The organism is Arthrobacter sp. fls2-241-R2A-200, from assembly GCF_030209745.1.
Taxonomy (GTDB): Bacteria; Actinomycetota; Actinomycetes; order Actinomycetales; family Micrococcaceae; genus Arthrobacter.
In genome coordinates this window covers 104952-123234 of record NZ_JARVRJ010000003.1, presented here as the reverse complement: position 1 = coordinate 123234, position 18283 = coordinate 104952, and the positions used below count along the sequence as shown (strand labels likewise).

The following is an 18283-nucleotide window of genomic DNA, read 5'->3' as shown; positions in this document are numbered from 1 at the left end:
GATGACGATCGCTGATTCGAAAGCCAAGCCGCCCACCCCCCGCGAGCGGGCGCGTTCCCAGATGGTCGCGGATATCGTTCGGCTTGGCCGTGAGCATTTGGCCCGGCACGGTGCGGCCGCGCTTTCCCTTCGTGCCGTGGCCCGCGATGTGGGTGTGGTTTCTTCGGCGGTCTATCGCTACGTGGAGAGCCGGGATGAACTCCTGACGCTCTTGCTGATCGATGGCTACAACGAGCTCGGCGACCATGTGGATGCTGCGGTCGACGCGATTCCCGAAACTGACTACGCAGGTCGATTCAAAGCGCTGGGCTTGGCGGTCCGCACTTGGGCCCTGCGCGAACCGGCCAGTTACGCCTTGCTTTTCGGCAGTCCCGTGCCCGGCTACCAAGCGCCAGGGGAGCGCACTACGGTCCCAGGGACCCGTGTCATCCTCCGGCTTGTCGGCATCCTCGACGCCGCCTACCGGTCAGGCGCGCTGGCACCCCAGCACGGTCCCGCCGTCGTAATTCCACCCGGTCTCGCCGCCGATATGGAGGCCGTGAGGGCGGAGCTGGGACTTGCTGCCGACGATGAGTTCCTGGCGCGCGGCGTGCTGGTGTGGACCTCGTTGTTTGGAGCTGTCAGCTTTGAAGTCTTCGGCCAGTACGGCGCGGACACTTTCGTCGCTCGCGAAGAGTTGTTCGAGCATCATCTGAGCGTGCTTCAAGGACTCGCTGGGCTCTGTGAGGGCCATTGAGTAGGCGGTTATCCGAGTTCACCGTAGGCGAAACAGCATCCAAATCGCCGTGTTTCCGCGGGATTGCGCAGCGCGGAAAGCAAAGTTGAGCGTACTTCACTCAACTTTGGATTGACTTTGCCTTCAGCCTGAGTACAGTTGAGTCCAGAACGCTCAACTAGCCGATTGTTGAGTGGGCTCCCGATGATGCTCCGCCCTGCGGACCGCCGTCGAGCGCAATCGCCAACATCGGCCATTGAAAGGAAACAAGATATGTCACGTGCAGTAGGTATCGACCTCGGGACCACCAACTCCGTGGTCGCAGTTCTCGAAGGTGGCGAGCCCACCGTCATCGCCAACGCAGAAGGCGGCCGCACCACGCCGTCGGTCGTTGCGTTCTCCAAGTCCGGTGAAGTCCTGGTTGGCGAGATCGCCAAGCGCCAGGCCGTCAACAACATCGACCGCACCATCGCTTCGGTCAAGCGCCACATGGGCACCGACTGGACCGTCGCCGTCGATGACAAGAAGTACACGCCGCAGGAAATCTCCGCGCGTATCCTCATGAAGCTCAAGAACGACGCCGAGAGCTACTTGGGCGAAAAGGTCACCGACGCAGTGATCACCGTTCCGGCCTACTTCAACGACGCCGAGCGCCAGTCCACCAAGGAAGCCGGCGAAATCGCGGGCCTCAACGTGCTCCGCATCGTCAACGAGCCCACCGCGGCTGCACTGGCTTACGGCCTGGACAAGGGCAAGGAAGACGAACTCATCCTGGTCTTCGACCTCGGTGGCGGAACCTTCGACGTCTCCCTCCTCGAGGTTGGCAAGGACGAAGACAACTTCTCCACCATCCAGGTCCGCGCAACCGCCGGTGACAACCGCCTCGGTGGCGACGACTGGGACAACCGCGTCGTCGAGTGGCTCCTGAGCCAGCTCAAGGTCAAGGGCATCGACCTTTCCAAGGACAAGATTGCCCTCCAGCGTCTGCGTGAAGCTGCGGAGCAGGCCAAGAAGGAACTGTCCTCCTCCACCAGCACCAACATCTCCCTCCAGTACCTCTCCGTCACCCCTGACGGCCCGGTCCACTTGGATGAGCAGCTGACCCGCGCCAAGTTCCAGGACCTCACCAAGGACCTGCTGGACCGCACCAAGAAGCCGTTCCACGACGTCATCGCTGAAGCCGGCATCAAGGTTTCCGATATCGACCACATCGTGCTCGTTGGTGGTTCCACCCGCATGCCTGCCGTTTCCGAGCTCGTCAAGGAACTCGCCGGCGGCAAGGAGCCCAACAAGGGCGTCAACCCGGATGAAGTTGTGGCCGTCGGTGCTGCCCTGCAGGCCGGTGTCCTCAAGGGTGAGCGCAAGGACGTCCTCCTCATTGACGTCACCCCGCTGTCCCTTGGCATCGAAACCAAGGGTGGCGTCATGACGCACCTCATCGAGCGCAACACCGCAATCCCCACCAAGCGCTCCGAGACCTTCACCACCGCTGACGACAACCAGCCGTCCGTGGCCATCCAGGTCTTCCAGGGCGAGCGTGAATTCACCCGCGACAACAAGCCGCTGGGCACGTTCGAACTGACCGGTATCGCTCCGGCACCGCGTGGCGTCCCGCAGGTCGAGGTCACCTTCGACATCGACGCCAACGGCATCGTGCACGTCTCCGCCAAGGACAAGGGCACCGGCAAGGAACAGTCCATGACCATCACCGGTGGAACCGCGCTGTCCAAGGACGACATTGACCGCATGGTCCGTGAAGCCGAAGAGCACGCCGCCGAGGACAAGGCCCGCCGCGAAGCTACGGACACCCGTAACTCCGCAGAGCAGCTCGCTTACTCCGTGGACAAGCTCATCGCCGACAACGACGACAAGCTGCCCGAAGAGGTCAAGACCGAGGTCAAGGCCGACGTCGACTCGCTCAAGTCCGCGCTGGAAGGCACTGACGACGCCGCTGTGAAGACCGCGTTCGAGAAGCTGCAGGCTTCCCAGACCAAGCTCGGCGAAGCCATCTACTCGCAGGCCTCCGCAGCTGATGCTCCGGGTGCAGGTGCCGAAGGCGCTCCCGCCGGTGGTGCAGGCGCAGGTTCGTCCGATGAGGACATCGTCGACGCCGAAATCATCGACGAAGACGAAGCGAAGAAGTAGCCATGCCTCACCACGGCAACGAAGAAGAGCACTCCGAGGGCAACGAGCCGCGCAAGCCCGTTATCCGGGACAACCGCAAGGTTGACCCGGAGACCGGGGCGGCCCGCCACCCTGACAACGAAGCTGGCGCTCCGGCCCAAGGCAATGCCGCTCCCACGGATGGCGACGCTCTGTCCCAGGCTGAGGAAATCCTCAACGGGGTAGAGGTGCCGGCCGAGGAATCGGTGGCCCCTGGCGCCGCCGCTGAAGCCCAGGCAGCGGAGCTCCGCAACGACCTCCTTCGCCTTCAGGCTGAGTACGTCAACTACCGCAAGCGCGTGGAACGCGACCGCGCCGTCGCAGGGGAAATGGCCGTCATCGGCGTCCTGAACTCCCTGCTCCCGGTGCTGGACGACGTCGACGCTGCTCGCCAGCACGGTGACCTCGAGGGCGGCCCCTTCGCCGCCATCGCCACCAAGCTGGAGAACGCGCTGAAGACGTACGGCTTGGAGCGTATCTCGGAAACGGGCGTCGAGTTTGACCCCACCATCCATGAGGCGCTCATCCAGCAGCCCGGCGAGGACATTCAGGTTGACACCGTCAGCCAGGTGCTGCGCTCCGGATACCGCTCTGGCGAACGTGTGCTGCGGGCAGCCCAAGTGATCGTGGCTGTCCCGGCGTAACACTCCGCGAGATGGCAGTTTGTGGCAGTGTTTTTCTGAAGCTCTGCTGAAACATTGGCATGAACTGCCATCTCGTTCCCCGACGAAAGGAAACGCTCTTGGCCAGCCAGGACTGGGTTGAAAAGGATTTTTACGCGATCCTTGGTGTTGCCAAGGACGCGTCCGACGCGGATATCAAGAAGGCTTACCGCAAGCTCGCACGGCAGTACCATCCGGATACCAATGCCGGGGATGCGGCCGCTGAGAAGAAGTTCAAGGACATTTCGGAGGCGTACTCCGTGTTGTCCAGCCCAGAGGATCGGCAGCAGTATGACGCCATCCGTGCCATGGGCGGCGCAAGGTTCGCTCCCGGTGCCGGTGGCCGCGGAACCCCTGGTGGCAACGGTGGGTTTGAGGACTTGTTCGGTGGTCTGTTCGGCGGTGGGCCTGGTGCCCGGCAGCCCGCCGGTGGCGGCCTCCCTCCAGAATTTGCCGACCTGTTCGGCGGGGGCTTTGGCGGAGGCCAGACCGGATTCCAGCGGACGCCGCAGAAGGGCTCCGACCGGACAGCGACCACGTCCATCTCTTTTGCCGGTTCCATCCACGGCACCACGGTGAGCCTGCGCGAAAGCAACGGCAACGTGATTGACGTCAAGATCCCGGCCGGAATCAAGGACGGCCAGAAAGTCCGTCAGCGCGGCAAGGGCAACGCCGGACCTGCGGGTAACGGTGACCTCATCATCACCGTGAGCGTCAAGCCGCACGAGTTCTTCCAGCGCGACGGCGACAACATCAGGATCCACGTACCCGTCACGTTCGGCGAAGCTGCACTCGGCGCGACCATTGAGGTGCCCACGCTCGACGGCGATACCGTCAAGGTGCGCGTCCCGGCGGGAACGCCGTCCGGACGTACCCTGCGGGTCAAGGGTCGCGGCGTGAAGACACCCAAGGCGACAGGCGACCTGCTAGTGACCATCGACGTCGCAGTTCCTCAAAACCTTAATAAAGAAGCGGAAGAAGCCGTCAAGGCGTTTGCCGCGGCAACCACCGACGCCGACCCGCGTCGCGACCTGGCCGCGAAGGCCCGGTTATAGGGAGCAGGCATGGGCATCGACGTCAATCAGCCGATCTTCGTGATCTCCGTGGCTGCTGAGCTTGCGGACATGCATCCGCAGACGTTGCGCCAGTACGACCGGCTGGGCATCGTCTCGCCCAGCCGTGCGCCCGGAAAGTCCCGCCGCTACTCCCAAAACGATGTCAACAAGCTGCGGGAGGTCCAGCGCCTCTCGCAGTCCGGCGTCTCACTCGAGGGCATCAAGCGGATACTCGACCTTGAAAATCAAGTGGCGGCGTTGCAGTACCGGGTGACCGAACTCCAGGAAGAACTGTCCCGCCGCCGGTCCCCGATAGACGCACGCATCTTCGCGGCCGGAGCAGCAGGCGACGTCGTGAGCTTGGCGCGCGGCCAGCGACCCCGCGCGAGGTCCCAGGCTGTTGTGGTGTGGAAGCCGCGGCCGGGCGAGAAGTTGTAGCCCTCTCCTCTTGCCTCTACAACGGCAACGTCCTGTCCCACCTCACGACAACCACTGCGCCACCGCCCTCGGTCCGGTCCACCTTGGTGACGATTTGGGATTCGGGTGCGCCCATGTCCCTTACTTGCTGCCGGTAGTCCTCAACGCTGCCCACCAAGGACTCGTCTGTCCACTCACCTGGCCGCATCCTGATGGAAATCTCCACGGGCTCCGTGCTGGGGACGAGGAGTTCCTCCGGTTGGGCGGCGTCGCCGGTGGTACTTGCCACGGGCGTGGCGGTGGCGGGGGATGCTCCATCCCTTTCCAACCTCGGGCGCACGGCGGGCCGGGGCTCTCCGGGAGGAACCATCATCCGCATGGCAAACATCACGCAGGCAGCCCCGGACAAGAGTCCTACGGCCACCAGCAATGTCGTGCCTACGGGACCGCGTTTGGAAGTGCTGGGAACCTCGGGGACAGCAACGGCAGTGGCTGTTATGAGGGGGATGCGCTGTGCCATGGAGTGATTCAACTTTCCGTAGGGTGTTTTTTCGTCCGTGTTCCCGGCCGCCCTTGGCGAGGTGAGCCAGAGGTAGATCCAGCCCAATTCAGTGACTGCATCCACCAAGTACATCCTGCTGATTCTTCTCGGTGGGGCGTAGATGAGGTCCACGGCCGCCAATGTTGCCGCCGTGCCGATCCCTATCATTCGTGCCTGCGCTTGGCCGTGTTCTGAGCTGCCGGAACGTGCTTGGGCTGCCCCGTTGGTCACCATGAGCCCCGCGACGGTCCTGACGAGCCACTTATCTTTTTTAGGCCCAAAGATCGCCTCGAAGCTCCTCATGTGAACCAAGGGCCACAGCCCATTCACCACGTTGAACGAGCCCTGCAGGCGGGCCAGGCTTTTTCGGTCCATCTTCCCTCCTAGCGTTCCGACGGCGTGGCTGGCGAGCGTCCTTCAATCGTAAGCATGCTTAGCAGCCTATGTAAGGGGTGAGGGGCGCGAGTTCGTGATTCCGCTCTACTGCCTGTGGCCAGACGGACGGAAGGAGCAGATAATGGAGTCATAGCACGGCAAGCAGCGCCCGTGCTGTTGGCTTATGCACCGACGCGACGTTTGCGTCCCTGCTCGCGTGGTGAGTGAGGAAACCCGATGCCGTTGTCGGAGGAAGAACGAAGGACCCTTGAGAGGTTGGAGCGGGATCTCGCTGCTTCGGATCCCGAACTCGCCTTCGAGTTGCAGTCCGGCCGCCCGCGGGGTGCAACAACGCGGAGGATCCTCGGCGCGCTTGCCGTCGTTGTCGGTTTTGGCCTGGTCATCGCGGGAATAGCTACCCAACTGGTCATTCTGGGCGTACTCGGTTTCCTCCTCGCCAGCGCCGGGGCCTACTGGCTCTTCTCGGGGACCTCGCTGCGACGTCGGCTTCGTCGGCGCGGCGAACAGCCGTCCCCCTGAGCCCGCTCTAACGGGGCTTAGGCTCTCCGAACGGCATCACCATTCGCCAGGCATACACAGCAGAAGCACCAACAATTAAGCCGGCGACGGCGGCTAGCCACCCTCCGCGACGGACACTGTTACGGGGCGAGTACCCCATCCGCGTCTTTCGGCTTAGTGCCACTGTCGCTTCTTTCACGGCCTTCGCGGCAGTGCGTTGAGCCTGCTTGGCCGCCTTCTTCTTGCCGGTCAGGGTCAGGACAACTCCGTAAACCACTGATGGAACATCGGCATGGTTGATCCGGGTCAACGCCCACCGCACCACTGCATTAGCCTGCGCCGAGGAGCCCTCCGCCGTACGTCCCACCCACTCCCGCGCGAGCTCTTGAACGGCCGGAACGATGCTCTGGGCCCGGCCTACCTGGGCCTGCGTCCTCTTCACGTTGAACTTGTTCATCCGGACTCTGTTCATCGTTAAACCCCTCATCAAAAGTTGCCCCCGTTTGCCAGCGTACGCTGGAGCCGAAGCCTTCAACAGACCGGAGCCTTCAACAGGCCGACCTTCAACAGATACGAGCCAGCGCGCCTCCTGTGAACTTGTCAGGCCGGAAGAATCGATGCCAGTTCCACGGGGTTGTCCAGACCTGCCCACCGGCCGTTCAGCGCGAGCTCGCCCTGGGGCTCGGATGCTGCCGCAAAGTTGGCAGTAACGTCCGCTGTTGCATCGAGGACCCGGGCGACTTTCAGCCTGAAGGTACCCGCGTCAATGATCGTTACATCCTGCCCTGACACCGGCGCCGAAGCGCTTAAGGGGGGAAGGTCGCCGTCGAGCGTCCCGGTTCCCTTCACGGTGACCGTGCTGGGCCGTGGCTCGGTCTCGCCGTCGACGTACTGCTCTGCTTCTCCCTGCCCGGTGAGAATGGCCGCGGCGAGGGCTTTGATATATACGGGGTCTGCGCAGGCGTCGTACACCCAGCGCTTCCCCAAGACGGAGTGGTCCATAGTGCCGATGAGCCAATCACCGGCTCCGGCCAGCTCGTACCCGCGGTAGCTAAGGGGGACCTGGTAGAAGTGGCCGCCACTGGTGACGACGTGCGTCTCGAGGCCCACCTCGCCGGCCGGGTCATCAAAGCGGTAGGCCCCCACGAGTTCAGCAGCGCCTTCCTTGATGAACCAGGGCTGCGCTGGCAGGTAACCGGCAATGAGTTCGAGCTTGGACGGGGACAAGGTTGCCTTGTGGATGATCGCCATATGCCCAAGCCTAGGCCAGCGACGCAGGGACGCGAACAGCGGCCGATGCGTGGCCTTGCCCCGGCTCTGATTAGAATCTAAGGGACGTCGACCATCGAGGGAATCATGAAGAAACTCACCACTGTCCTGATCGCTGCCGGGCTGCTTGCCACGGCCTCCGCTTGCTCCGCACCGCAGCTGACAACGGCGGAAACCTGTGACCGCGTAGGCGTCGCCGTATCCAGCCTTTCCAGCAACTCCGGCAAGACTGCCACCGCGCGCGTGGCAAACGCCGTACGCCCCATCGAATCGGTCGCTTCCGATGAGATGAAGTCCGTGGTCACGGCCATCGTGGACTACTCCGATGAAGCCTCCAAAGCGAACCCGGATGAGAACAAGATGGGCACCCTGTCAGCCGCCTACCAGGCCGCAGGAACAAAGTACGGCCAGCTCTGCGCCGCTAAGTAACGCCTAAAGAAGTACTGCTGGAGCGTCTGCCGGGGGAGACACGGCCATGATCGTCGGTTCATGGCCGGTCCCGGTGGCTTCCAGTAGGCTCGCCGGATGATCGAAAATGACGTGCACGCGCGCCTGCTCGCCGCCTATGACGAGCAACTCCGAACGGATGCAGAGGCGTCTGGTGCGATCAACGTCGCTGTCCATGGGCCCCTCCTGCTTGTCACGTTCGCGGGCGGGAACGGCTTCGTGACCTATAGGAATTTGGGCGGCGCGGACGTTGACGCTGTTCGTCAACTGGTCACCGCCGCTATCGAGTACTACAGGGCAGACACCGCCGTCACCCGCGTGGAATGGAAAACGCGAGGGCACGACCGGACTCCTGGGTTGCCTGAGGCCCTTCAGGAGAACGGCTTCGTCCCCGATCCGCCCGAATCGATCATGATCGGCCAAGCGGAGCTGCTTAGCCGCCCTGTTGCCCTTCCCGACGGCGTGACGTTGCGCCAGGTGACTGACGAGGCCGATGTTCTTGCCATGTGTGCGATGCAAGCCGAGGTGTTTGGCGATCCGACCTCGGACCACATAGCCGGCGCGCTGCTGCGACGACTCTCGCTGGATGACGGAATGGAGCTGTGGGTCGCAGAGGCGGACGGCCGGATAGTCAGCGCCGGACGCTTGGAGCCGGTTCAAGGGACCACCTTCGCCGGAATCTGGGGCGGGGCTACGCGCCCGGAATGGCGTGGACGTGGCATTTATCGAGCGCTGACCGCCCGCCGCGCCCAGTCAGCGCTCAGCATGGGAAAGACGTTCATCCACAGCGATTCCACCGAGTTCTCCAGGCCCATTCTGGAGCGTTCGGGACTGGTGAAAGTCTCGACGACGACGCCGTACCGCTGGGTACGGCAAACGCCACCGGGTGATTGACCCCGATGGCGTTTGCAGGCGCTGCAGCTGAAGTGAAGCTCAGCAGCGTGGAGCGGGCCTCCTAGTTCTTTGAGTCCCGGTTTCCACGGTTGTCAGAGTTTTTTCCGTCGTTGTGATCGTCTCCGGAGTTGGTGGAGGACACCACCGCGCCGCTCTGCTCGTTCAGCAGGACTTTGTCCTTGCGCTCCTTGTCGAAGTTGAACATCGCGTTCACCGAGCCGGCAGTTGCGTCGGCAGAGCCGTCACCAATCTGGCCGGTGTGCCAGTTGTCCTCGATGAATCGAAGGATGGAGGCCTGGTCGGTCTCGGTGTGGTCCACGAAATTCTTCTTCGAGTACGGGGAGATGACTACCAGCGGCTGGCGGGGGCCGGGGCCACAGCGGTCAGCGTAGTTGCCCGCCATCGGGACACCGGCCGATGCGGCACTTTGGCACCACGCGGCGTCGTCCGATGTGTTCGAGGAGTTCTTCACCTTGGCGGCGACATGGTCGTACCAGCCGTCGGAATCGTCGTAGGCAAGCACAACCGCAGTGTCCTCCCAGTTCTTGGACTTCTGGATTGCGTTCACGGTGTTGGTCACGAACTTTTGTTCATCGAGCGGGTCGGAGTAACCGGCATGCCCGTCCTGGGACATGCCTCCCTTGAGGAACGACACAGCCGGCAGGTTGTCAGTGTTGACCACTTTGTTGAAGTCGGTGAGGTCGTACTGGTGGTTGGCCTGGCCGTTGTGGCCGATTTCGGCATCGGATGCCGGGGCCAAGTGGTGCGGGTTCGCCGTGGAAGCGTAGTACTGGAACGGCTGGTGGTGCGGCGAGTAGTCGACGACGCTCGCGCCTGCAACGTTCGTGTGGGTGGACAGGCACGACGCCGGAGAAGTTGCCGTAGCGGCGGTGGTGGGGGCGAAACCGCCCTGGAACCAGCCCCACGATGTGCCCTTGGCATTGAGCAAGTCACCGATGTTCTTACCCGTCATGCCGGCGAGGTTGCCGGGCTTGGGGTTGGTGTGGCTGCTGTTGGAGCAGTCGTCATAGACGGGATCGGGATCGTTGATGACGGTGCCGACGCCGTTGGCATCCGGTTGGCGGACTGCGCTGGACCCGCTGGCCGGGGTAGCTACGGGCTGCCCTGCAGGCGTGTATTCCTTGACGCCGTGGGTCTGCCCTGAAATCAGGTTCAACGCGCCAGGGGTTGACGGGCCGAAGACGGTGCTGAAGTGGTTGTCACTCATGGAGTAGTTCTGGGCGTAGTTCCAGATGCCCGTGACGGTGTTTCCGTCGTAGTAATCCATGGTGAGCCCGGGGCGGCCATATTGGTTGACCCCGCACGCATCGCGGCTGGTGAAGGGGACCAACATGTCCATTGCGCCGCCGTTGTACGCTTTTTGCTCTGCTGTGTACCCATGGTCCTGGTCGCAAGTGACAGCCTGCATGGGTGAAAGACGGGCAGGCTGGACCGAGTTGGGGTTCTTCGGTGCCAGCAGTCCGGCGTTGGCCAAGGTGTTGATGTCCTTGGGGGTGTTTTTGGCGGCCGTGAAAGCGGTGGCCGGCGCGCCGGTACCCTGCTGGGTTTCGCCCGGGACGTTGGCGGCTTGGGGGTATGTGGCGAAGTAGTGGTCGAAAGAAACGTTCTCTTGGAAAATCACCACCACGTGCTTGATGGGCGTTGCAGTCCCGCCGTGGTTTTCACCGGCGACGGCGGGGCCCGCGCCCATCGCCACCAGGCCGGCGGTCAAAGCCGAAGCGGCTAATGCAGTGGCTCCTGCCGCGGCGGCTATCCGGTTCCGCGTAAGTGCTTGTACTGGCATGCGATGTCCAATCATTCTTGTCGTGACCCGAGAGTTGGGGTGATGTGGCCTCCGCGACGTTACGCGCCAGCCATTAACCCACTGGGACCCTGGAGTGAACAAAAGGTTGCCGTGGCCGGAAGCAGTAATCTAAAGCGGTCATCGCCGGACAAAAAACCTGTTGAAGGAGATCGCTATGACCACTGTTGCAGTACTAGGTGCAGGTGCCCTTGGAGGAGCCATGGCTGTCCATTTGGCCGAGGGAGGTTATGACGTTCGCTTGTGGAACCGAACCGCGGCGAGGGCGGAGGATGTGGCCGCAGGGTCGGACAAAGTCACAGCCGTCCCCACCGTTGCGGAGGCCGCAGCGGACGCCGACGTCGTGCTGACCGTCCTGCGCGACGGGCCCGCGGTGGTGTCCATTGCCGAAGAGATGCTCCAGGCCATGCGGCCGGAAGCCATCTGGGTCCAGGTCAGCACGGTAGGACCCGTCATGGCCCAAAGCCTCCGGGAGTCAGCGGCCAGCCACGGTATTGGCTTCCTCGATGCACCGGTTTCCGGAAGCACACCCCAAGCCAGCCAGGGTGCGCTGCTGTGGCTTGTCTCCGGCCAGGACCACGCTGTGGACGTCGCGCGCCCCGTCCTGGAGAGGCTGGGTAAGGAAGTACGGGTTGTGGGCGGGGATCTGGAGGCCAGCGCTCTCAAACTGGCCGTGAACACATGGCTGGCAGCATCCACAGTGGCAATCGCCGATGTCCTGAAAGTGTGCGATGCCTTGGGTGTCGCGCACGAGGAGATGGTCACAACGCTCCAAGCAACGCCCTTGGCAATGCCTTTCGCCTTCGCCAAGATCGATCTGATGGAGAAGCGGGAATATCCCGCAGGCTTCGCCGTCGACCTCGCACTCAAGGACGTGGACCTGACCTTGGCCGACGGCAAACTGGACTTGCCGTTCCTGGAAGCAGTGCAGGAACGCCTGAAGGCGGCCATCAGCGCAGGTCACGGCCGGGACGACGTCGCGGCGGTGTACGAAGGGTAAGGAAGAACCCGTACGCTGGGACCTACTCCGCGAACAGTGCCGCCAAGTCGTCCGCCGTCAACGATCCACCGGCCATCGCGTCGCCTTCCATCACGTCCGCGAACAGCTGGGATTTCTTGGCCTTCAACGCCATGACCTTCTCTTCGATGGTGTCTTTCGCTACCAGCCGGTACACCATGACGTTCCGGTCTTGGCCTATGCGGTGGGTCCGGTCCACGGCCTGAGCCTCCGACGCCGGGTTCCACCAAGGATCGAGCAGGAACACATAATCAGCCTCGGTCAGGTTGAGTCCGAAGCCGCCGGCCTTCAGCGAAATCAGGAACACCGGAGCCGTGCCGTTCTTGAACTCGCTCACCACATCGCCGCGGTTCCGCGTGGAGCCATCGAGATAGCAATACTCCACCCCTTCAGCGTCCAAACGGTCGCGGACTTTGCCCAGGAAACCGGTGAACTGGCTGAATATCAGTGTCCGGTGGCCCTCGGAGATGACGTCTTCGAGTTGCTCGAACAGCACGTCCAGCTTTGAGGATCGAACGCCGGAGAGCGATGAATCCACCAATGACGGGTCAAGGCTCAACTGCCGGAGCAACGTCAACGACTGGAAAATCGTGAAGCGGTTCTTGTTGACGTCGTCAATGAGGCCCAGGATTTTCTGCCGTTCGCGCTGCAAGTGGGTCTGGTAGACCTTCTGGTGCCGTGGGTTGAGCACCACTTCAAGTACTTGCTCCTGCTTGGGCGGCAGGTCCTTGATGACTTGCTCTTTAGTGCGGCGCATCATCAGCGGACGGACCCGACGCCGGAGCTTACCCAGCTGCGCGGAGTCCCCGTTCTTCTCCACGGGCTTTTGGTAGTTCTCCGCGAAACGCTTGGGGCTTGGGAACAGGCCCGGCGCCACAATTGAGGTCAGCGCCCAGAACTCCATCAGGTTGTTCTCCAGCGGCGTGCCGGTGATGGCCAGCTTGAAGCGGGCCGGCAGCTTGCGGGCACACTGGTACGCCTTGGACTGGTGGTTCTTCACGAACTGCGCCTCGTCCAGCATCAGCCCGGCCCACTGGAAGGACGCGTAGGCATCGTAATCAATGCGGAACAAGGCATAGGAGGTAATGACGACGTCGGCACCGGCCAACGCTTCCGCCGGCGCCAGGCCGCTCTTGGCGAAAGTTTCCCCAACGGTCCGCACCACGAGTCCCGGCGCGAACCGCTCCGTCTCCAGCGCCCAGTTGCTGACGACACTGGTGGGCGCCACCACGAGGAAAGGAGCCCGCGGCGGTACTTCCGCAGCATCCTTCGCAGCATCCTCCGCTGCCAGATCCTTCGCGGCGCACATCAGCGCGATCGCCTGGACCGTCTTACCAAGGCCCATGTCATCGGCCAGCACGCCGCCGAGGCTGTGCTTGTACAGGAAGCTGAGCCAGTTGAACCCTTCCAGCTGGTACGGACGCAGCTCAGCGTTCAGTCCCGCCGGCAGCGGCAGCCCGGTCACGCCGTCGTCGAGCAATCCACCCACGGCCTCCCGCCACGCGGCAGCCTGCTCGTCAACGATGCCGAGCTGCGCGAGCTCGTCCCAGAGCCCGGCCTGGAAGCGGCTGATCTGCAGGGTTCCGTCCTTGTTGTCCGGGTTGTCCTGCAGGGACCGGGCCTCGTCGATAAGGGCCCGCAGCTGGTGGAGTTCGGGGAGGTCGAGCGAGAAGTAGGCACCACTGGGCAGCAGCATGCGGGTCTGGCCGGCGGCGAGGGCCGAGAAGACCGCAGCGAAAGAGACGGGTTCGCCTTCGAGGGTGATCACAATGCCGAGATCGAACCAGTCACCGCTGGCCGTTTCCTTGGTGGAAATCGACACGACGGGAGCTTCTTCGGCCTCTCGGTAGTCAGCGATGTCGCCGGAGGTTTCCACCACGACGTTGGGCAGGTCCTTGAGCGCGGGCAGCACCTCCTCCGTGAACGCCAGCGTGTCCAAGCCGCTCAGTTCTGCCGACGCCGCCAACCGCGGAGCGCCCCAGCCGCCAGTGGACGATTCCGCCAACGCGGACACCACATCCCACGGCCGCCCGAGGGACTCCAAGATGCGCTCTTCCTCGGGGTCGTCACGGTACCCGCGATCATCCGGGTGGCGCCAGAGTGGCTGAGCCGTGACGAGCGTGCCGGACTTGTAGTGCCACTCCCAGTGCAGCCGGACTTTGTGGTCGTTGCCGTAATTCGCGAGGAGGGACAGCGTGGGAAGGGCAAGGGTAGGCAGCTCCACGGAGTCATCCGCAGCCTGCACGGCCGTGGACTGCCGCAGCTTCGGGTAGAACGAGGTCAGGAACCGGCCCTCGTCCTCCGCCGGAATCTGAAGCGTTTGGCCGTCGGTCACGAATTCCAGCAACTCATCGGTGATGCCACCCTCGATCGGGGCAAGGGTGATGAGGTTGTTCAGCTGCGGGACACCGGGCAGCGATTCGCCGCCATGGGTGAAGAAGATGCCGTTGGCAGGCTTACCGAGGAAGCCCACGGTTCCCGCATCAATCGAGTGGCCGCTAACGGTGATCGACGGCGCGAGCTGCAGGCCGCCGTCGTGCGTTGTGTTGCTGGCCGGGTCGGTCGCCTCGGTGCCCACCCGCGCCAGGCTAAGTCCGACGACGGCGGGTTGGGTCTCGACGCGGACAGGCTCGCTACCAGCCGAGTGGATGAGGGGGATGCCGGCTTTGGTGGCGTCGGCGAGTAATGTCCAGAGGTTCTTGGCCGCAAAGTCGTTCAGGCTCAACCACATGGCGCCCGATGGTTGCTGGCGTCCGTTGCTGGAGCCGTGGGCGGCGAGGAATGTTTGGAGCCATTCGACCTGGACCTCGTTGAATTCGCGCCGGAAGCTGATGTAGGTCAAGTTGTTCCACGAGACATCGCCGCGAATCCATTTACCTTTGGCGCCCATCATCACGGGACGGGCCTTGAGTTGCCGGACGCTGCGCATGGGGTCCCGGCGGCCTGTGTAGGAGAAGTGGGCGGCCGGCTCTTCAACCTCGAACTGAAGGGCCAGCTGGATTCCTGCCGCGCTTGGGGCAGCAGTGGGCTTGGTGATCAACCTGTTGAGGGCCTGTTCCCAAGCGGGACGTGCAGTGGCGTTGCGCTGGGGCCGTGCGGTTTGGACTCCCGGAGCCTGGGATAGAAGTTGCGCCCGAATAGTGGGATGGTCTTCGGCGGTGAACAGCAGGGCCGCCACGTGCTTGCAATCCTTGCGGACCGGGCAGCTGCAAATACCTACCGTGCAGCTCCAGCCGCTGGGCTTGCGGACCAATTTTGCCGACGTCGAATATGGCTGGGGACCGCTGCCGCGGACTTTGCCGAGCAGGAGGCCGGTGCCCGCATCGAACGTGACCCCGGTGACCCGGCTTCCCATGGCATAGGCCAGTCCGGCCGCGAGGGAGCGGTCGTTGATAGCAGGAGTCTGTATGGCCAGTTCCCAGGTTTCGTCTGTGTGGGACGGCATGCGTCGGGCTACTTTCGGCAGGAGGTTATCTGTTCAATCTTAGTCAGCCCCGGACGGCCCCCAAACTTCGCCCACCATTAACCCCAACCTCGTTTGCCGCGCCACTGCCCCGCGTACGTTGAAAGTGTCCGGAGCACCATGAGCTTTTAGCAGTGAGGATTTCCCATGACTACCAACCAGTACCCCGTCGTCCTGAGCAAGGCCAGCCTTGAAGCCGGCAACGCGGAGGTTGTGGACTCCAACGTCACCGTGGTGAACGGGATGTACCAGGAACTCCTCAACAGTGACGAAATCGCTCCAGCGGCGCTGAACAGCTACTTCGTGGACTTCTACTTAACGCAGGCCCTGTCCGGTGGGTTCGCGCAGTACGTCTTCACCGCACCCGAACGGGAAGAAGTAGATGCTTTCGTAAGGACCGGTTTGGAAGGCATGGGCGCAACGCGGCACTTGGACCTGTTCAACCGGACTGCCGCCGCCTTCGACGCGCTGAGCGAGGACGAAGCTGAGGCCTATCTAGACGGCGAACTGGACGAGTCGGAGACGCCGGTTGCCGGCGTCGTGCTGCTTGATGAGCTGGACGGTGAGTTCGAAGGCCTGTTGGAGGAAGAGGACATCATCGACCTCAACGCCGCCTACCTTCGTGGCCAGTCCGAGCTTCTGGTTCTTACTGACGAAGAGATCGAAGCGCACATCGCCGAACGGGTTGCACAGATACCGGACCTCGCCGAGCGCCAAGCCGAAGCGGACGAGGAAGCCCTCGCCAGCGCCCCCGAGTTCGAGGTGATCATCCGTGAACTGTGCGATGTGGCTGGCTACGCCTTGGAAAAGATCACCATGGGTGACCCGAACTACGACCACGACGGCGTGACCACCCTCGCCTGGCATTTCTCCACCGACCACGGCGACTACATCATGGTGGAAGAGGACGAGGAAGCCTTCATGATCCACCCGGAGACCAAGGAGATCATCGCCGCCGTTGAGTTCGAAGAGTCCGAGTTCGCTGACGCGTAGTGCTTCCCCGGTAAACGCCTATGGCGCCGCGTTCTCCGGCGCCATAGGCGTTGCCGGTCAGTACCCGGAGTTCGCCGAACCCTTGACCATCTCGCCGCTCGGGCTCACCAGGTACCAGACGTTGCCGACTCCTTGTCCGAGGACATCGCCAGGTGCCTTGTCCTTGGAGTAGTAGTACAGGGGCATCCCGTTGAGGGTCACTTGCTTCTTGCCGTCCGGAGTTGCGATGGTGCCCACGGTTCCCGTGACCCCGTCAACGGCAGGGGTGGCCGACGTCGTCGTCAATACCGGCCAGAGGGCCAAGCAGGCTCCGGTGCAGGCGCTCTTACCCGAGTCCTTGACGTCCTTGGTGAAGAAGTACAGGCTCATGCCTTTGCTGTCCACCAGAATTTGCCCGGCACTTGAGGAGGCAACTTTCAGTTCGGCCGCGGAGCTGGACGCTGCTGAGGAACCGGAGCTGGAACTGGAACTGGAACTGGAACTGGAACCCGAACTCGACGACGCCGGTGGTGCTGCGGAGGAGCCGGCGCTGGTCCCGGAACTGCTTCCGCATCCGGCGAGGGCAGCGGCGAGGACAAGTGCACTGAACCCGAGGCTGAGTTGCTTTTTCATCTCTTGCTCCTTTGACGAGCCGGCCGGGATGGGCTGGCGCTACCCCCTATGACGCCAAGGGGGGAAGAATGGTTCACGGGTGGTGAACCTTTTCCTGACCGGGTGCGTCTTATAGGCAAGAGCGGTGGAAGGGATCGCAGCGGAGGTGGGTATGGCCTTAGACGAAGACGTGGTTGCGGCGATCTACAGAGATCACGGGACAGCGCTGAAACGCTTCGTGCTCAGCTGTACCTGGGACACGCACATGGCGGACGACGTCGTTCAGGAAACCATCCTCAAAGTGTGGCAACACGCCCCACAAATCACGGGCAGCCTGCGCAGCTACCTCTTCCGGACGGCCCGCAACGTCATCATCGACAACTACCGCAAATCCCAGAGGCGGCCGCACGAAACCGGGGAACATGACCTCCCGGACCACGCCGCTACCGAGCGCGTGGACGAACTCCTGAACCGTGTGCTCATGGAGGAGGCCCTGCTGCGGCTCAGCCACGAACACAGGGAGGTCCTGGTGGCCCTCCACTATCAGCGGTACACCGTCGCCGAGGCAGCATTACAGCTGAACATCCCCAGCGGCACGGTGAAATCCCGGGCCTTCTATGCAGTGAAGGCCCTCCGAACGATCCTTGACGAAATGGGGGTGGAACGGTGAGCGTTGACTCTGTCCACCAATTGCTGGGAGCCTACCTGCTGGGCGGCCTGGACCCCGTAGAAGAGCGGGCGTTCACAGACCATCTCGCCGGTTGCGCCGAATGCCGCGGTGAGTTGGAAGGCCTCGAAAGCCTGCCTGCGTTGCTCGACGCCTTGCCCGCCGCGGACGCCATCGCCCTCACGTCCAGCGGCCACGCCAGCGCGCCGCTTTCCCTCGTGGAAGCCGAAACGGTCCCGGAGGCCATCCTCGTGGACCTCTCTGCGCAAAGGAAAAAGTCACGACGCCGGTGGTCCGCTTTGGTGGGTGCGGTCGCCGCGGCCTGCTTGGCAGCGGGCGTCCTCGGCGGCCCGTTGCTGAACCAACCACCGAAGCCCGACGCAAGCTACTCGGTGCAGGCAGACAACGGTCTGCAACTCACGGTCGGCATGGTGAAGAAGACCTGGGGCACGGAACTCGACGTCGACGGCAAAAGCATGCCCTTGGCCGGAACGCTGTATCTCTGGGTGAAGGGCCGTGACGGCGCCGAGGAGCTTACCTGCGGCTGGACTGCCACGCCGAGTGGTCGGATCAAGGTAACGGGCGCGACGCCGGTCCAGCTGGCGGGGATTGCTGGCGTGGAACTCCGGGATGAGGCGCAGAAGACCGTGGCGTCGATCTCGGTGCCCTAAG

At 63.1% G+C, this 18283-nt stretch carries 18 protein-coding genes; 12 read left to right on the top strand and 6 right to left on the bottom strand.

Features of this window, described 5'->3' with window-relative positions; translation table 11 throughout:
• The first annotated feature begins 1 nt into the window (after window position 1).
• The 5 genes from QRN42_RS03755 (at window position 2) to QRN42_RS03735 (ending at window position 5033) form a co-directional block, all read left to right on the top strand.
• Window positions 2–736 (top strand): TetR/AcrR family transcriptional regulator, encoded by a 735-nt coding sequence (locus QRN42_RS03755; protein WP_284978151.1) that lies wholly within the window; start codon window positions 2–4, stop codon window positions 734–736.
• 252 nt (window positions 737–988) lie between these two features.
• Window positions 989–2860: a molecular chaperone DnaK gene (dnaK, locus tag QRN42_RS03750; protein WP_284978150.1), complete on the top strand. Its 1872-nt coding sequence runs from the start codon at window positions 989–991 to the stop codon at window positions 2858–2860.
• 2 nt (window positions 2861–2862) lie between these two features.
• Window positions 2863–3522 (top strand): nucleotide exchange factor GrpE, encoded by a 660-nt coding sequence (locus QRN42_RS03745; protein ID WP_284978149.1) that lies wholly within the window; start codon window positions 2863–2865, stop codon window positions 3520–3522.
• A gap of 98 nt (window positions 3523–3620) precedes the next feature.
• A complete protein-coding gene (locus QRN42_RS03740) occupies window positions 3621–4595 on the top strand; it encodes a DnaJ C-terminal domain-containing protein (protein ID WP_284978148.1) in 975 nt (324 codons plus the stop codon).
• Window positions 4596–4604: 9 nt separating this feature from the next.
• Window positions 4605–5033: a heat shock protein transcriptional repressor HspR gene (locus QRN42_RS03735; RefSeq protein ID WP_284978147.1), complete on the top strand. Its 429-nt coding sequence runs from the start codon at window positions 4605–4607 to the stop codon at window positions 5031–5033.
• 16 nt (window positions 5034–5049) lie between these two features.
• Here the strand turns inward: QRN42_RS03735 and QRN42_RS03730 are convergent, their stop codons facing one another.
• Window positions 5050–5928 (bottom strand): hypothetical protein, encoded by an 879-nt coding sequence (locus QRN42_RS03730; RefSeq protein ID WP_284978146.1) that lies wholly within the window; start codon window positions 5926–5928, stop codon window positions 5050–5052.
• Window positions 5929–6165: 237 nt separating this feature from the next.
• Here QRN42_RS03730 and QRN42_RS03725 point away from each other — a divergent pair, with 237 nt between their 5' ends.
• Window positions 6166–6468 carry a DUF3040 domain-containing protein gene (locus QRN42_RS03725; protein ID WP_284978145.1) on the top strand — a complete coding sequence of 101 codons (303 nt, stop codon included), beginning with the start codon at window positions 6166–6168 and terminating at the stop codon, window positions 6466–6468.
• A gap of 7 nt (window positions 6469–6475) precedes the next feature.
• Here the strand turns inward: QRN42_RS03725 and QRN42_RS03720 are convergent, their stop codons facing one another.
• Window positions 6476–6904 (bottom strand): hypothetical protein, encoded by a 429-nt coding sequence (locus QRN42_RS03720; RefSeq protein WP_284978144.1) that lies wholly within the window; start codon window positions 6902–6904, stop codon window positions 6476–6478.
• A gap of 143 nt (window positions 6905–7047) precedes the next feature.
• Window positions 7048–7698, bottom strand: coding sequence for a CG0192-related protein (locus QRN42_RS03715; protein WP_284978143.1), 651 nt, complete (start codon window positions 7696–7698; stop codon window positions 7048–7050).
• Window positions 7699–7803: 105 nt separating this feature from the next.
• Between QRN42_RS03715 and QRN42_RS03710 the strand changes: the two genes are divergently transcribed.
• On the top strand, window positions 7804–8145 hold the full coding sequence (locus tag QRN42_RS03710; RefSeq protein WP_284975170.1) for a hypothetical protein: 342 nt from the start codon (window positions 7804–7806) through the stop codon (window positions 8143–8145).
• Window positions 8146–8241: 96 nt separating this feature from the next.
• Complete coding sequence (locus QRN42_RS03705) at window positions 8242–9057, top strand: GNAT family N-acetyltransferase (RefSeq protein ID WP_284978142.1); 816 nt, start codon at window positions 8242–8244, stop codon at window positions 9055–9057.
• 61 nt (window positions 9058–9118) lie between these two features.
• Here the strand turns inward: QRN42_RS03705 and QRN42_RS03700 are convergent, their stop codons facing one another.
• Window positions 9119–10861 (bottom strand): phospholipase C, encoded by a 1743-nt coding sequence (locus QRN42_RS03700; protein WP_284978141.1) that lies wholly within the window; start codon window positions 10859–10861, stop codon window positions 9119–9121.
• 157 nt (window positions 10862–11018) lie between these two features.
• Between QRN42_RS03700 and QRN42_RS03695 the strand changes: the two genes are divergently transcribed.
• Complete coding sequence (locus QRN42_RS03695; protein ID WP_350224862.1) at window positions 11019–11879, top strand: NAD(P)-dependent oxidoreductase; 861 nt, start codon at window positions 11019–11021, stop codon at window positions 11877–11879.
• Between the two features lie 22 nt (window positions 11880–11901).
• On the opposite strand, the gene QRN42_RS03690 is transcribed toward QRN42_RS03695, so the two are convergent.
• Window positions 11902–15342: a DEAD/DEAH box helicase gene (locus QRN42_RS03690; protein WP_284978139.1), complete on the bottom strand. Its 3441-nt coding sequence runs from the start codon at window positions 15340–15342 to the stop codon at window positions 11902–11904.
• 165 nt (window positions 15343–15507) lie between these two features.
• On the opposite strand from QRN42_RS03690, the gene QRN42_RS03685 reads away from it, so the two are divergent.
• Window positions 15508–16353 (top strand): DMP19 family protein, encoded by an 846-nt coding sequence (locus tag QRN42_RS03685; protein ID WP_284978138.1) that lies wholly within the window; start codon window positions 15508–15510, stop codon window positions 16351–16353.
• Window positions 16354–16410: 57 nt separating this feature from the next.
• Here QRN42_RS03685 and QRN42_RS03680 read toward each other — a convergent pair whose 3' ends face one another.
• Window positions 16411–16965 (bottom strand): COG4315 family predicted lipoprotein, encoded by a 555-nt coding sequence (locus QRN42_RS03680; RefSeq protein ID WP_284978137.1) that lies wholly within the window; start codon window positions 16963–16965, stop codon window positions 16411–16413.
• 151 nt (window positions 16966–17116) lie between these two features.
• Between QRN42_RS03680 and QRN42_RS03675 the strand changes: the two genes are divergently transcribed.
• Entirely contained in the window at window positions 17117–17614 is a 498-nt protein-coding gene (locus tag QRN42_RS03675; RefSeq protein ID WP_284978136.1) for a sigma-70 family RNA polymerase sigma factor, read from the top strand.
• Window positions 17611–18282, top strand: coding sequence for an anti-sigma factor family protein (locus QRN42_RS03670; protein WP_284978135.1), 672 nt, complete (start codon window positions 17611–17613; stop codon window positions 18280–18282). Before QRN42_RS03675 ends, QRN42_RS03670 begins: the two co-directional genes overlap by 4 nt.
• Window position 18283: the final 1 nt, after the last annotated feature.

Bases quoted from the DNA above. Each gene is read 5' to 3' on its own strand.
- QRN42_RS03730 (WP_284978146.1), bottom strand. From the start codon at position 5,928: ATGGACCGAAAAAGCCTGGCCCGCCTGCAGGGCTCGTTCAACGTGGTG.
- QRN42_RS03735 (WP_284978147.1), top strand. From the start codon at position 4,605: ATGGGCATCGACGTCAATCAGCCGATCTTCGTGATCTCCGTGGCTGCT.
- QRN42_RS03705 (WP_284978142.1), top strand. From the start codon at position 8,242: ATGATCGAAAATGACGTGCACGCGCGCCTGCTCGCCGCCTATGACGAG.
- QRN42_RS03720 (WP_284978144.1), bottom strand. From the start codon at position 6,904: ATGAACAAGTTCAACGTGAAGAGGACGCAGGCCCAGGTAGGCCGGGCC.
- QRN42_RS03755 (WP_284978151.1), top strand. From the start codon at position 2: ATGACGATCGCTGATTCGAAAGCCAAGCCGCCCACCCCCCGCGAGCGG.
- QRN42_RS03675 (WP_284978136.1), top strand. From the start codon at position 17,117: ATGGCCTTAGACGAAGACGTGGTTGCGGCGATCTACAGAGATCACGGG.
- QRN42_RS03715 (WP_284978143.1), bottom strand. From the start codon at position 7,698: ATGGCGATCATCCACAAGGCAACCTTGTCCCCGTCCAAGCTCGAACTC.
- QRN42_RS03685 (WP_284978138.1), top strand. From the start codon at position 15,508: ATGACTACCAACCAGTACCCCGTCGTCCTGAGCAAGGCCAGCCTTGAA.
- QRN42_RS03745 (WP_284978149.1), top strand. From the start codon at position 2,863: ATGCCTCACCACGGCAACGAAGAAGAGCACTCCGAGGGCAACGAGCCG.
- QRN42_RS03700 (WP_284978141.1), bottom strand. From the start codon at position 10,861: ATGCCAGTACAAGCACTTACGCGGAACCGGATAGCCGCCGCGGCAGGA.
- dnaK (WP_284978150.1), top strand. From the start codon at position 989: ATGTCACGTGCAGTAGGTATCGACCTCGGGACCACCAACTCCGTGGTC.
- QRN42_RS03680 (WP_284978137.1), bottom strand. From the start codon at position 16,965: ATGAAAAAGCAACTCAGCCTCGGGTTCAGTGCACTTGTCCTCGCCGCT.
- QRN42_RS03725 (WP_284978145.1), top strand. From the start codon at position 6,166: ATGCCGTTGTCGGAGGAAGAACGAAGGACCCTTGAGAGGTTGGAGCGG.
- QRN42_RS03690 (WP_284978139.1), bottom strand. From the start codon at position 15,342: ATGCCGTCCCACACAGACGAAACCTGGGAACTGGCCATACAGACTCCT.
- QRN42_RS03710 (WP_284975170.1), top strand. From the start codon at position 7,804: ATGAAGAAACTCACCACTGTCCTGATCGCTGCCGGGCTGCTTGCCACG.